Below are 12,714 nucleotides of genomic sequence, written 5' to 3' on the forward strand. Positions count from 1 at the left end.
GGACTCCCCCGCCGGGAGTCCGGCCGCCGTACGTTTGAGCGTTTCCGGGACGGGCTACGTTTTGCCACATGGTCTCCGAGCCCGGATCGGCAGCAGCAGCGCAGGTACTCGTCGCGTCCAACCGCGGCCCCGTCTCGTACGCGGTGGGGGAGGACGGCGAGCTGACCGCGCGGCGCGGCGGCGGCGGCCTGGTCTCCGGGCTCAGCGCCATCGGCGACGAGGCGGACGCCCTGTGGGTGTGCGCGGCGCTCGGCGACGGCGACAGGGAGGCCGTGCGCCGGGGAATCGTAGGGGCGGGGCCGCAGGCCCCTCAGAACAAGGGTGGTGGCGGGCGACGGGCGGGCGAATCGGGCGTACGGATGCTGGACATCGACGCGGAGGTGCACGCCGCCGCGTACAACGGCATCGCGAACTCGGTGCTCTGGTTCGTCCACCACCTGCTCTACCAGACGCCGCTGGAACCGGTCTTCGGGCGGGAGTTCCGTGCGCGCTGGGCGGCGTACGAGACCTACAACCGCGCGTTCGCCGATGCGCTCGCCGCGGAGGCGGCGCCGGGTGCCGCGGTCCTGGTGCAGGACTACCACCTGGCCCTGGTGCCGGGCATGCTGCGGGAGCTCCGCGGCGACCTGCGGATCGGGCACTTCTCGCACACGCCGTGGGCGCCCGTCGACTACTTCAGGATGCTGCCGGACGACGTGGCCGAGCAGCTGCTGCGCGGGATGCTCGGCGCCGACCGGCTCGGCTTCCTCACCGGGCGGTGGGCGGACGCGTTCACCGACTGCTGCGTACGGATCATCGGCGGGACCTCCGGGACCCGGATCGGGGTGCACGGGCTCGGCGCCGACGCGGACTTCCTGCGGGAGCGCTCGCGGCGCGCCGACGTCGAGGAGCGGCTCGCCGTGCTGCGGGAGCAGGTGGGCGAGGGGCGCAGGACGATCGTGCGGGTGGACAGGACGGAGCTGTCCAAGAACATCGTGCGCGGCCTGCTGGCCTACCGCGAACTGCTCGACACCCGCCCCGAGTGGCGCGAACAGGTCGTGCACGTCGCCTTCGCCTACCCGTCCCGGCAGGACCTCGCGGTGTACCGGGACTACACGGCGGAGGTCTCCCGGGTCGCCGACGCGATCAACTCCGCGTACGGCACGCCCGGTTGGACCCCGGTGGTGCTGCACGTCAAGGACGACTTCGCGCGCTCGCTCGCGGCGTACCGGCTCGCGGACGTGGCGCTGGTCAACCCGATCCGCGACGGCATGAACCTCGTCGCCAAGGAGGTCCCCGTGGTCTCCGACGACGGCTGCGCGCTCGTGCTCTCGCGGGAGGCCGGGGCGTACGAGGAGCTGGGCGAGGACGCGCTGCCGGTGAACCCGTACGACATCACGGCCACCGCCGAGGCCCTGCACACGGCGCTCTCCATGCCGGACGACGAACGCGCCGAGCGCACCAAGCGGCTCGCGGCGGCGGCGACGGCCCTGCCGCCCGCCCAGTGGTTCCTGGACCAGCTGCGGGCACTCACCGGCTGACGACGGCAGACGGCAGACGGCAGACGGCAAGTCCAAGGGGCCGCGCGCGTTTGTCCATGGGCCCCGGCGCGGGGCGTCACTACGTTCCCGGACATGACCTCGCGTCGCACGAGCATCGTGATCCTCACCGCCCTCGCCGCGGCCGCCACGGGCCTCGCCCCGGCCGCCGAGGCGCGGTCCGGCACCGCGTACTACGTCGACTGCGCCCAGGGCGACGACTCCGCGTCCGGCACCTCCGCCGCCGCGGCCTGGCGCACCGTCGGCAAGGCGAGCGGCCACGTCCTCGGTCCGGGCGACCGGCTCCTGCTCAAGCGGGGCACAAGCTGCACGGGGGTGCTGGCTCCCAAAGGTGCGGGTGCGGCCGGCGCCCCCGTGCGCATCGACGCGTACGGGGACAAGGGGGCGGCCAAGCCCCGCATCGAGGCCCAAGGGGCGCGCGCCGCACTGCACTTGGTGAACACCGAGCAGTGGGAGATCCGGAACCTGGACCTCTCCAACACCGGCCCGGCGACCACCACGGAACGCCGCGCGGGCCTGTACGTGCAGCTCACCGACTACGGCACGGCCGACCACTTCGTCGTCGACGGGGCGGACGTGCACGACGTGAACGGCGCCGACTTCAAGGACCCGGACCCCTCGGGCGGCATCCTCTTCGTCGTACAGGGGTCGGCGAAGCCCACCCGGTTCGCCGACGTGCGCGTCGAGGACTCCACCGTGCGCCACGTCGACCGCACGGGCATCGGCGTCATGTCGACGTGGGACGGTCCGGGGAAGTTCTCGACCGGTGTGCGGTTCCAGCGCAACAAGGCGTACGACGTGGGCGGCGACGGCATCGTCGTCCACGAGACCAGCAAGGCGCGCGTCGAGCACAACCACGTCGACGGCTTCAACATGCGCTCCGCGGGCTACAACGCGGGCGTGTGGGCCTGGGAGTCCGAGGACGCGCTCTACCAGTACAACGAGGTCACCGGCGGCCACGGGACGCGCGACTCGATGGCGTACGACATCGACGGCGGCAACGTACGCAACACCTATCGCTACAACTACAGCCACGACAACGAAGGCGGCTTCCTGCTCGTCTGCAACGGCGAGGGCAAGGTCAGCGACGGCAACCGGATCCACGACAACATCAGCGTCAACGACCGCAACACGACGTCCCCCTACGCCGTGATCTCGGTGGTGTGCGGGGCGGCCACGGACACGCAGGTCTACCGGAACACGGTCGTCACCGACCGCGCGGACACCGCCCTCGTCGCCAACAACGGGCCGACCGGCGTGACCTTCCGCGACAACGTCTTCGTCGGCGCTGCCACCGGGCCGGGCTCCCCCATCAAGGACACGGTGAGCACCTACGAGGGCAATCTGTACTGGCACACCGCGCAGCCCCGCGACCCGAAGGCCGTGAACGCCGACCCGCTGTTCGTGTCCGCGGCGCCCGCGAAGCCCGGTGACGTACGCCTGAAGGACGGTTCACCGGCGCGGGGCGCGGGGACGGCGGTCGAGGACGGGACGGCGTACGACTACTTCGGGAACCCGATCCCCGACCCGCCCAACATCGGCGCCGATCAGTCGAGTTGAGCGGCGATCGCCGACAAGAGGCGCACGACGCCCCGCGGGCCCTCCACCACCAGGTCGGCCCGCCCGGAAAGCTCCGTCACCTCCGCGCTGCCGCTGCACACGAGCAGGCCCGCGATGCCGTCCGAGCGGAGCTTCTCCACGGCGCCGAAGGCGGGCAGGTCGCCGAGGTCGTCGCCCGCGTAGAGCACGGACTCGGCGCCGACCTCGCGCAGGTACTCGGCGAGCGCCACGCCCTTGTCCATGCCGGGCGGCCGCAACTCCAGGACCAGGCGGCCCGGTTCGACGATCAGGCCGTGCCGGTTCGCCAGCTCGGCGAGCGGTTCGCGCAGCGCGTCGAAGGCGGCCTGCGGGTTGCGGGCGCGGCGCGTGTGGACGGCGACGGCCCGGCCCTTCTCCTCGATCCAGGTGCCGCGCCAGGCGCCGATCGCATCGAGGAAACCGGGCAGTTCGGCGCGCACGGCCGCCACGCCGGGGTGCGGCTCCGCGGCGTGCACCGTGCCGGTGACGGCGTCCCAGCGCTCGGCGCCGTAGTGCCCGAGGACGACGAGGTGTTCGAGGCCGGGGACGCCCGCGAAGCCGCCGTAGCGGACGGCGACGCCCGCGGGCCGTCCGGTGACCACCGCGACGGACCGCACGCGCGGGGCGAGCACGGCGAGCGCGGGCACGGCGTCCGGGTGGGCGCGGGCCTGCTCGGGGTCGGCGACGATCGGGGCGAGCGTGCCGTCGAAGTCCAGGGCCACGACGGCCCGTTCGGGGCGCGCGAGCAGCGCGGCGAGGCCGTCGCGCCCGGCGGGCGTCACGGGCTCGGGCAGCTCGGGCGGGTCCGTCGGGGAGTGCGTTGGGTCACCCATGGGCCCGACCCTAACGGCGTCAGCGCTCGTCGCGCCGTGACTCCCGCACCCGGCGCAGCCGATTGACCGTAATCGGGTCATGGGCGAGCGCGCGGGCGTCGTCGAGGAGGGCGTTCAGGACCTGGTAGTAGCGCACGGGCACCATGCCGAGCTCCTCGCGGATGGCGCGTTCCTTCGCGCCGGGGCCCGGCCACGGCCGCCGTTCGAGGGCGAGGACGGCGCGGTCCCGCGCGGACAGCTCCCCCGGCCCCGGGTGCTCCTGATCGGTCATGCCGGACACGCTATTCCGCGTTCTCCTTGACCGCCGCCCGGTTCTGGATCCGGCCGAGGACGGACTTGGGGTTGCCGTTCTTCTCGACGGTCTTGCCGATGTCCTGCTTGATGTCCGCGGAGACCTGCGCCCAGGACGTCTTGCCCACCGGGTAGAGCTGCGAGGTCGGCAGCTCCTTGAGGAACTTGCCGAGTTCGGTGTCGCCGCGCTCCTCGGCCATCGCGTCGGAGGCGGAGCTCGTCACGGGCAGGATGTCGTACTCGTTCGAGAATTCGAGCACGTTCTTCTTGCTGTAGACGTAGTCGAGGAACTTGCCGGCCTCCTTGCGGTGGCCGTTCTTCTTGAACGCCATCATCCAGTCGGCGACGCCCATCGTGGCCTGCGCCTTGCCGTTGATGCCGGGCGCCGGCACCATGCCGAACTTCACGCCCTTCTTGGCGGCCATCTTCATCAGCGTGGGGTGGCCGTTGAGCATGCCGACCTCGCCGTTCGAGAACGCCTTGAACGCGTCGATGCGGTTCAGCTCGCCGGGCGCCGTCGGCCCGGTCAGGCCCTTGCCGACGAGCTCGTCGCGCAGCCAGGAGAACGTCTTGGCGTTCTCCTTGGAGTCGATGCTGTACGAGCCGACGTTGTCGGTGTAACCGCCGCCGCCGCTGAGCATCCACATCAGCGTCTCGGCGGGCGCCTCCTCGGAGCCGAGCGGCAGCGCGTAGGGGATCTTCACGCCGCGCGCCTTGAGCGCCTTGGCGTCGGCCTGCAGCTCGCTCCAGCTCTGCGGCGGGGTGAGGTTCGCGTCCTTGAAGAGCTTGGTGTTGTAGAAGAGCAGGCGCGTGGAGGCGGCGAACGGCATGCCGTACTGGATGCGCTTGACCTCGCCGGCCTGGGCGAGGGGGGCGAGGAAGTCGGCCTGGGTGGCGATGGAGAGGAGTTCGTCGGCCTCGTAGAGCTTGCCCTGCGCGGCGTAGTCGGCGTACGCGCCGATCTGCGCCAGGTCGGGGGCGTCGCCCTTCTTGACCATCTCCTTGACCTCACGGTCCACGTCGTTCCAGGAGTGGACGGTGACCTCGACCTTGATGCCGGGGTTCTCGGCCTCGAAGCCCTTGACGACCTTGTCCCAGTACTTCTTGGAGCTGTTCGCCGCGGAGTCGCCGTAGTCGGCGGCCACCAGCTTGAGGGTGACGTCGCCGGAGCCGCCGGGACCGCCGCAGCCCGCGAGCACGCCCGTCATGCCGAGTACGGCCATCGCCGCGGTCAGTCCTGTCACGCGCCGCTGCACAGCTGTTCCCACCCTCATTGCCTCAATGCACTTGAACTGCGAGTTTCCCCCGAGTCCGGACACAAGGTCTACACCACCCGAGTATCACTTCTGCAACGGCGGCCACAAGGGCCCCAGGGCCCGGCGGAGCGGGCCCCGGCAATCGGGACACCAGTGCCGAAAAGGACCTTCGGCCCCCCTCAAACACCCGAAGTGGACTAGACCTCTCACGGGTGACGCGCGAGACTGTCCCCCGTGAGACACGTCATCGCCCTCGATGTGGGCGGCACCGGAATGAAGGCCGCCCTGGTGGGGGCGGACGGCACCCTGCTGCACGAGGCGCGCCGCCCGACCGGGCGCGACCGCGGGGCCGACGCCGTCGTCGAGTCCATCCTCGGCTTCGCCGCGGACCTGCGCGCCCACGGCATCGACCGCTTCGGGGAGCCCGCGGAGGCGGCCGGAGTCGCCGTGCCCGGCATCGTCGACGCCGCACGCGGCATCGCCGTCTACGCGGCCAACCTCGGCTGGAGCGACGTCCCCCTGCGGGACCTCCTCAGCGCCCGCCTCGAAGGCGTCCCCGTGGCCCTCGGCCACGACGTCCGCACCGGCGGCCTCGCCGAGGGCCGCATCGGCGCGGGCAAGGGAGCCGACCGGTTCCTCTTCGTGCCGCTCGGCACCGGCATCGCGGGCGCCATCGGCATCGGCGGCGCCATCGAACCCGGCGCGCACGGCTCGGCCGGGGAGATCGGCCACATCGTCGTACGCCCCGACGGACCGCCCTGCGGCTGCGGCCAGCGCGGCTGCCTGGAGCGCCTGGCCTCCGCGTCCGCGGTGAGCAAGGCGTGGGCGGAGGCGAGCGGCGACCCCGACGCGGACGCCGCGGACTGCGCGAAGGCCGTGGAATCCGGCGACCCGCGCGCCCAGGAGGTCTGGCGCGACGCCGTCGAGGCCCTGGCCGACGGCCTGCTGACCGCCCTCACTCTGCTGGACCCGCACACCCTGATCATCGGTGGCGGTCTCGCCGAGGCGGGGGAAACCTTGTTCACACCGCTGCGGGCCGCCGTCGCGGCGCGCATCGTCCAGTTCCAGACGCTGCCGGAGATCGTCCCCGCCGCCCTCGGCGACACGGCGGGCTGCCTCGGTGCGGGCCTGCTCGCCTGGGACCTCGTCGACCAGAAGACTGCCGCCACAGACACCGACCCCACGGAGGTAACCACCTGATGGCCACTAGCAAGGTTCTCGCCGGTGCACAGGTGGTACTGCCCACCGGGACCCTCACGAACGGCCGCGTGATCGTCGACGGCACGCGCATCGCCGGGAGCGCTCCCTCCGACACGGAGACCCTGGACCTCACCGGCCACTGGGTGGTCCCCGGCTTCGTCGACATCCACAACCACGGAGGCGGTGGCGCCTCCTTCACCTCGGGCACCGTCGAGGACGTGCTCAAGGGCATCCACACCCACCGCCTGCACGGCACCACCACCGTCGTCGCCTCCACCGTCACCGGCGAGATGGACTTCCTCGCCCAGCGGGCCGGGGTGCTCTCCGAACTCGCCGAGCAGGGCGACATCGCGGGCATCCACTTCGAGGGCCCGTTCATCTCGCCGTGCCGCAAGGGCGCGCACAGCGAGGCGCTGCTCAGACATCCCGACCCCGCCGACGTGCGCAAGCTGATGGACGCGGCGCGCGGCCAGGCGAAGATGTTCACGCTCGCCACCGAACTGCCGGGCGGCATCGACTCCGTACGCCTCCTCGCCGAGCACGGCGTGATCGCGGCGATCGGCCACACGGACGCGACGTACGAGCAGACCGTGCAGGCGATCGACGCGGGCGCCACCGTCGCCACCCACCTCTACAACGCGATGCCCGCCCTCGGCCACCGCACCCCGGGCCCCATCGCCGCGCTCCTCGAGGACGAGCGGGTCACCGTCGAGCTGATCAACGACGGCACCCATCTGCACCCCGCGTCCTTCGAACTCGCCTTCCACCACAAGGGCGCGGACCGCGTCGCCCTCATCACCGACGCCATGGACGCGGCGGGCTTCGGCGACGGCCGGTACATGCTCGGCCCGCTGGAGGTCGAGGTGAAGGACAGCGTCGCGCGGCTCGTCGAAGGCGGCTCGATCGCGGGCTCCACGCTCACCCTCGACCGCGCGTTCAAGCGCTCGGTGACCGTCGACCGGCTGTCCGTCGAGGACACCGTCCGCGCCATCTCCGCGAACCCCGCCAAGCTCCTCGGGATGTACGACAAGGTCGGCTCCCTGGAACCGGGCAAGGACGCGGACCTGGTGGTCCTCGACGCGGACTTCGAGCTCAAGGGCGTGATGCGCAAGGGCGCGTGGGTCGTTGAGCCCAATTAACCCCAACTCGGGTGATTTCGCCGCCCGTTGACCGGGCGACGAGCAGCAGGCGGTTGGCCCCCACCTCTGGGCCAACCGCCTTCTGTTTGGCATGATCAGACCCCGAAAGAGGCCGCAGGCAGGCGCGTTCAGGGACCAGGACTCCAGGGGGTGGCACGCGTGATCCTCACCGTCACGCTGAACGCCGCCCTGGACATCACCTACCGGGTCCCCGCCCTCACCCCGCACGCCTCGCACCGCGTCACCGAGGTCATCGAACGCCCCGGCGGCAAGGGCCTGAACGTCGCCCGGGTGCTCGCCGCGCTCGGCCACGACGTCACCGTCGCGGGCTTCGCGGGCGGCGACACGGGACGCACCCTGCACGACCGCCTCGCCGAAGCGCCGCACCTCACCGACGCGCTCACCCCCGTCGGCGGCGCCACCCGCCGCACCCTCGCCGTGGTGGACGCCGCCACCGGCGACACCACCCAGCTCAACGAACCGGGCCCGCTGGTCTCGCCCGGCGAATGGGCCGCGTTCCTGGACTCCTACGAGGAGTTGGTGCACCGCGAAGGGATGTCCGCGGTCGCCCTCTGCGGCAGCCTGCCGCCCGGCGTGCCCGTCGGGGCCTACGCCCTGCTCATACGGGCCGCACGCGCGGCCGGGGTCCCCGTGCTCCTCGACACCAGCGGCGAACCGCTGCGCCGCGGCGTCGCGGCCCGCCCCGACGTGGTGAAGCCCAACGCCGACGAACTCGCCGAGCTCACCGGCTCCCACGAACCCTCCCAGGCCACCCGCGACGCCCGCCGCAGGGGCGCCCACGCCGTCGTCGCCTCACTCGGCGCCGACGGCCTCCTCGCGGTCACCCCCGACGGCGGCTGGCAGGCGGCCCCGCCCGCCCGCGTGCACGGCAACCCGACGGGCGCGGGCGACTCGGCGGTCGCGGGCCTGCTCTCGGCACTCGCCGAAGGACTCCCCTGGCCCGACCGCCTGGCCCGCGCCGTGGCCCTCTCAGCGGCAACAGTGGCAGCACCGGTGGCCGGCGAGTTCGACCGCCCGACCTACGACGACACCCTGCCGCACGTCACGGTGACGGGACAGGACAGCGCGGCCTAGCCCTTGCCCTCGACCAGCCACATCTGGTCGATGTTCGCGCCGGTGGTCCCGCAGAGGTTGCTCTGCTCGCAGCTGAGCGTGATGGTGTTCGTCCCCTTGGTGAGCTGGACGAGGCCCCAGGTGTTGGTCCAGCCCTTCTCCCAGTCGCCTTCCTTGGCGCCGGTGAAGTTCTTCATGCTCAGGGGGCGGCTCTGCTTCTTGCCGTTGACCGAGATGGTGGCGTTGCTGTCCTTGCCGGGGACGCCGTAGTTCACGCTGAGTTTGTACGTCCCGGCCTTGGGGATGCCGTCGACGGTCCACGTCACCTGCGCGCCGACCTTGTCGAACCCGGCGACATAGACGCCGCCCGCGGCCTTGGCGCCCTTGATGTCGGACGCCGTGGTCGTGCCGCCCTCCAGCTTGAGGGCCTTCGCGTCCGTCTTGGGGAGCTCGGTCTTCTCCTCGGGCTTCTTGGACGGCTTCTCGCTGGGCTCCACGGACGCGGCCTGCGACGGGTTGCCGCCTGCCTCTTCCTTGTCGCCCTTGTCGTCGTCGCGGCCGAAGAGCATCGCGGCACCGATGCCTATGGCGACCACGGCCACCACCGCGATGGCGCCGATCAGCAGGCCCTTGGTGTTCGGGCCCCGGCCGCGTCCGCCGCCCGCGGGCGCGTACTGCGGCGAGGAGACGGGGGCGCCGCCGGGCTGCGCCTCGGGGGCGGTGTAGTGGGCGTTCGGCTGGCCGTAGGGCTGCTGCGCCTGCTGCGGGACCTGCTGGCCGTACTGCTGCGTCGGCTGGGTCTGCCCGTACTGCGGGCGCCGGTCGCCGACCGCTCTCACCTGGTTGTACGAGGACCGGGGACCCGGGTACCCGTAGCCGCCCCCACCGCTGGGCGGGGTCGCTCCGGCGGCCTGCCCGTCCTCGTACAGGTAGCCGAACGGATCGTCGTCGCCCTGCGGCGCGCTCGGCGTGTTCTCGCCGTTATTGCCGGGCGTCATTCCCTGGTCACTCCCTCACATCGCTGACGCGGGGAGCCTACCCGGTCCGAGTGAGCCCACGGGGTGGCGTTGACCTCATCGAGGCCGTCACCCGGCCCGCCGGTGCTGCTTGGCACGGGAGCGTTTCTCCACGTACATCCGCTGGTCAGCGGAGTGCAACACTTCGTCGGCCGACATCCCGCAGTGCGCCCAGCCGATGCCGAAACTGGCCCCCACACGGACCGCCCTGCCGTCGACGCGGATCGGCGGGATGATCGCGTTCCGCAGCCGGACCGCGAGGTCCTGGGCGTCGGCCCGGCCGAGCCCGTCGGCGAGGACGACGAACTCGTCGCCGCCGAGCCGCGCCACCGTGTCCCCGTCCCGCACACCGCTGGTGAGGCGCCTGGCGACCTCGATGAGGACGGCGTCGCCGGTGTGGTGACCGAAGCGGTCGTTGATCGACTTGAAGCCGTCGAGGTCGCAGAAGAGGACCGCGAGCCCCTTGGTGCCGTCGTCCACGTCGTCGTCGCCGCCCTGGGGGGCGACGGTGTGCACATGGTGGTCGAAGCCGTCGTCCTGCTGCTGGTGCGACGCGTGACCGAAGTCGAAGCCGTGCTCGTAGGCGGCGTCGAGCGAGTCCACGGCGCTGGGCTGCCCCGCGTGGGGCCGCCTACAGAGCCGGGCGCTGAGCCGGGCGCGCAGCTCGGCGGAGTTGGGAAGGCCGGTGAGCGAGTCGTGGCTGGCGCGGTGGGCGAGCTGCAGCTCGCGGCGCTTGCGCTCCTCGATGTCCTCGACGTGCGTGAGCAGGAAGCGGGGCCCGTCGGCGGCGTCCGCGACGACGGAGTTGCGCAGCGACACCCACACATACGTGGCGTCGCGCCGCGCGAGCCGCAGCTCGGCGCGGCCGCCCTCGGCGGAGGTGCGCAGGAGCGTCCCGATGTCCTCGGGGTGCACGAGGTCGGAGAAGGAGTAGCGCCGCATGGCCGACGCGGGGCGGCCGAGGAGGCGGCAGAGCGCGTCGTTCGTGCGCAGGATCCGGCCGTGCTGGTCGCCGCCCATCTCGGCGATGGCCATGCCGGACGGCGCGTACTCGAAGGCCTGCCGGAAGGACTCCTCGCTGGCCCGCAGTGCCTGCTGCTCCCTCTCCAGGCGGACCAGGGCGCGCTGCATGTTGGCCCGCAGGCGGGCGTTGCTGATCGCGATGGCGGCCTGGAAGGCGTACATCTGCAGGGCCTCGCGGCCCCAGGCGCCGGGCCTGCGGCCGTTGCGCGGGCGGTCCACGGAGATCACGCCGAGCAGTTCGCCGCCGGCCGCGCCCGTCGCGTACATGGGGGCGAAGAGCCGGTCCGCCGGGTGCCACTCGTCCTCGAAGCGGGGCTCGGGGCCCTCGGTGTACCACTGCGGGACGTCGTCGTCGTCGAGGACCCAGCCCTCGGTGTACGAGATGAAGCGCAGCGCGCCCCACGGCTCTCCCATGGCGAGGCGGCGCTCCCAGGCGTCGCGGGAGCCGACGCGTCCGGTGATCAGGGCCTCGGCCGCGGGGTTGCCCGCGAAGGCGGCGACGACGAGATCGCCGTCCGGGCGCACGAGATTGACACACGCCAGTTCGTAGCCAAGGCCGTTGACGACGCCGTCGGCGACGGTCTGCAGCGTGTCCGCCAGGCTCCGGGCCGTGTTGAGCTCCGCCACCACCTGGTGCAGCTGCCGCAGGGTCGCAAGACGGACGTACGGCTCCGACTCGGTCTCCATGCTCGTTCTCCCCGAGACCTCGACAGCAACTCCAGGATGCGCAGCGCCCGCAGTGTTCTTCCGTGCCGTTGGTGCTTCTCGCCCGTGGTACTTCTGTGCCCTTGTGCCCTCAGTGTCTTATTGCCACCGTCACTGAATCACAGCGAGCAGCTCACTCGGTACACAGGGTCAACAAAATATGGGTCCTGTGACTCAAGTCACAGGTGAGAAGCTGCCGTTGGTCCAGTCCCTTGGACTAGTCCACCGCATTTCGTGACACCGCGTGCCGCCTTCTGCCACATTCATGAAGTCCACGAACTCGGCCATCGGTCCTAGGACCGGACTGGGCCCAGGGCCCGATGTGGCCGAAAGCGACGGGGAGTTAACTTCGGTGCGTGGCTCACGTACTGAAGACACTCCCGGCCCCGCCTTCCCCACGCCACCCATCACCGAATGGGCATGCTGATGGGGTGAGCAACGACGAGTTCCGCGCGGCCATGTCCCGCCTGGCGGCAGGCGTGGTCCTGGTGACGGCGCGCGAGCCGGCCCTGGACCCGGACGACCCGACGGCCCCGGCCGGCGAGGACGTGGGCATGACGGCGACGGCCTTCCTGTCCGTCTCCCTCGACCCGCCCCTGGTCATGGTCAGCCTGCGCGAGGGCTCCCGGATGGACGACCTGCTCGCCGAGCAGCCCCACTGGGCGGTCTCGGTGCTCTCCGAGAGCCAGCGCCACATCGCGGGCCGCTTCGCGATGAAGGGCCGCATCAGCGACCGGCTCCTCTTCGAGGACCTCCCCTACGTACGCGGCGCGGCGTCCGGCGCCCCCCTGATCGGCGGGGCGCTCGCGACGCTGGAGTGCCGTACGGAGCAGACCGTGACCGCGGGCGATCACACGCTGGTCATCGGCCGCGTGCTGACTGCGTCATTGCCGAGCGCGGAAGGTGGCCCCCTGATGTACTTCCGCGGCCGCTACCGGAACCTGAGCTAGGGCCCCGTAAGGGGCGCGGGGAACTGCGCGAGCAACCACGAAAAAGCCGCAGTCGCGACTGCCGGGATCCCGGCAGATGCGAATGCGGCTTTTCGCGCGCTGAGCGCGCAG

Annotated in this window: 11 protein-coding genes; 6 read left to right on the forward strand and 5 right to left on the reverse strand. The window is 71.8% G+C overall.

Annotated elements, in window-relative coordinates:
• The first annotated feature begins 68 nt into the window (after positions 1-68).
• Together ACFWZ2_RS42420 and ACFWZ2_RS42425 are read left to right on the forward strand one after the other, a co-directional pair.
• On the forward strand, positions 69-1,520 hold the full coding sequence (locus tag ACFWZ2_RS42420; RefSeq protein ID WP_384555155.1) for a trehalose-6-phosphate synthase: 1,452 nt from the start codon (positions 69-71) through the stop codon (positions 1,518-1,520).
• A gap of 93 nt (positions 1,521-1,613) precedes the next feature.
• On the forward strand, positions 1,614-3,098 hold the full coding sequence (locus ACFWZ2_RS42425; RefSeq protein WP_384555156.1) for a right-handed parallel beta-helix repeat-containing protein: 1,485 nt from the start codon (positions 1,614-1,616) through the stop codon (positions 3,096-3,098).
• Here ACFWZ2_RS42425 and otsB read toward each other — a convergent pair.
• Genes otsB through ACFWZ2_RS42440 form a run of 3 tightly spaced genes read right to left on the reverse strand, consistent with a single transcriptional unit; the run spans position 3,086 to position 5,463 of the window.
• Complete coding sequence (gene otsB / locus ACFWZ2_RS42430; protein WP_384555157.1) at positions 3,086-3,949, reverse strand: trehalose-phosphatase; 864 nt, start codon at positions 3,947-3,949, stop codon at positions 3,086-3,088. The two genes, ACFWZ2_RS42425 and otsB, sit on opposite strands and share 13 nt — an antisense overlap.
• A gap of 19 nt (positions 3,950-3,968) precedes the next feature.
• On the reverse strand, positions 3,969-4,220 hold the full coding sequence (locus ACFWZ2_RS42435; RefSeq protein ID WP_384555158.1) for a DUF3263 domain-containing protein: 252 nt from the start codon (positions 4,218-4,220) through the stop codon (positions 3,969-3,971).
• A gap of 10 nt (positions 4,221-4,230) precedes the next feature.
• Complete coding sequence (locus ACFWZ2_RS42440) at positions 4,231-5,463, reverse strand: extracellular solute-binding protein (protein ID WP_384555163.1); 1,233 nt, start codon at positions 5,461-5,463, stop codon at positions 4,231-4,233.
• Between the two features lie 267 nt (positions 5,464-5,730).
• Between ACFWZ2_RS42440 and ACFWZ2_RS42445 the strand changes: the two genes are divergently transcribed.
• From ACFWZ2_RS42445 to ACFWZ2_RS42455, 3 genes are all read left to right on the forward strand, one after another.
• Entirely contained in the window at positions 5,731-6,696 is a 966-nt protein-coding gene (locus tag ACFWZ2_RS42445; RefSeq protein ID WP_384555159.1) for an ROK family protein, read from the forward strand.
• Positions 6,696-7,835, forward strand: coding sequence for an N-acetylglucosamine-6-phosphate deacetylase (gene nagA, locus ACFWZ2_RS42450; RefSeq protein WP_384555160.1), 1,140 nt, complete (start codon positions 6,696-6,698; stop codon positions 7,833-7,835). Before ACFWZ2_RS42445 ends, nagA begins: the two co-directional genes overlap by 1 nt.
• A gap of 159 nt (positions 7,836-7,994) precedes the next feature.
• Positions 7,995-8,930: a 1-phosphofructokinase family hexose kinase gene (locus ACFWZ2_RS42455; RefSeq protein ID WP_384555164.1), complete on the forward strand. Its 936-nt coding sequence runs from the start codon at positions 7,995-7,997 to the stop codon at positions 8,928-8,930.
• Here the strand turns inward: ACFWZ2_RS42455 and ACFWZ2_RS42460 are convergent.
• A complete protein-coding gene (locus ACFWZ2_RS42460; RefSeq protein ID WP_384555161.1) occupies positions 8,927-9,907 on the reverse strand; it encodes a carbohydrate-binding protein in 981 nt (326 codons plus the stop codon). The genes ACFWZ2_RS42455 and ACFWZ2_RS42460 overlap by 4 nt on opposite strands.
• A gap of 87 nt (positions 9,908-9,994) precedes the next feature.
• Positions 9,995-11,635, reverse strand: a complete 1,641-nt coding sequence (gene cdgB / locus ACFWZ2_RS42465; RefSeq protein WP_384555162.1) for a diguanylate cyclase CdgB — start codon at positions 11,633-11,635, stop codon at positions 9,995-9,997.
• A 476-nt stretch (positions 11,636-12,111) separates the two neighbouring features.
• Between cdgB and ACFWZ2_RS42470 the strand changes: the two genes are divergently transcribed.
• Positions 12,112-12,603: a flavin reductase family protein gene (locus ACFWZ2_RS42470; RefSeq protein WP_384555165.1), complete on the forward strand. Its 492-nt coding sequence runs from the start codon at positions 12,112-12,114 to the stop codon at positions 12,601-12,603.
• The last annotated feature ends 111 nt before the right edge of the window (positions 12,604-12,714 follow it).

The sequence above is a fragment of the Streptomyces sp. NPDC059002 genome (genome assembly GCF_042740435.1).
Taxonomy (GTDB): domain Bacteria; phylum Actinomycetota; class Actinomycetes; order Streptomycetales; family Streptomycetaceae; genus Streptomyces.

What these genes read in the sequence shown, in the direction of transcription:
- ACFWZ2_RS42470 (WP_384555165.1), top strand. Translation starts at nt 12,112, where the DNA reads ATGTCCCGCCTGGCGGCAGGCGTGGTCCTGGTGACGGCGCGCGAGCCG.
- ACFWZ2_RS42425 (WP_384555156.1), top strand. Translation starts at nt 1,614, where the DNA reads ATGACCTCGCGTCGCACGAGCATCGTGATCCTCACCGCCCTCGCCGCG.
- ACFWZ2_RS42420 (WP_384555155.1), top strand. Translation starts at nt 69, where the DNA reads ATGGTCTCCGAGCCCGGATCGGCAGCAGCAGCGCAGGTACTCGTCGCG.
- ACFWZ2_RS42435 (WP_384555158.1), bottom strand. Translation starts at nt 4,220, where the DNA reads ATGACCGATCAGGAGCACCCGGGGCCGGGGGAGCTGTCCGCGCGGGAC.
- cdgB (WP_384555162.1), bottom strand. Translation starts at nt 11,635, where the DNA reads ATGGAGACCGAGTCGGAGCCGTACGTCCGTCTTGCGACCCTGCGGCAG.
- ACFWZ2_RS42440 (WP_384555163.1), bottom strand. Translation starts at nt 5,463, where the DNA reads ATGGCCGTACTCGGCATGACGGGCGTGCTCGCGGGCTGCGGCGGTCCC.
- nagA (WP_384555160.1), top strand. Translation starts at nt 6,696, where the DNA reads ATGGCCACTAGCAAGGTTCTCGCCGGTGCACAGGTGGTACTGCCCACC.
- otsB (WP_384555157.1), bottom strand. Translation starts at nt 3,949, where the DNA reads ATGGGTGACCCAACGCACTCCCCGACGGACCCGCCCGAGCTGCCCGAG.
- ACFWZ2_RS42460 (WP_384555161.1), bottom strand. Translation starts at nt 9,907, where the DNA reads ATGACGCCCGGCAATAACGGCGAGAACACGCCGAGCGCGCCGCAGGGC.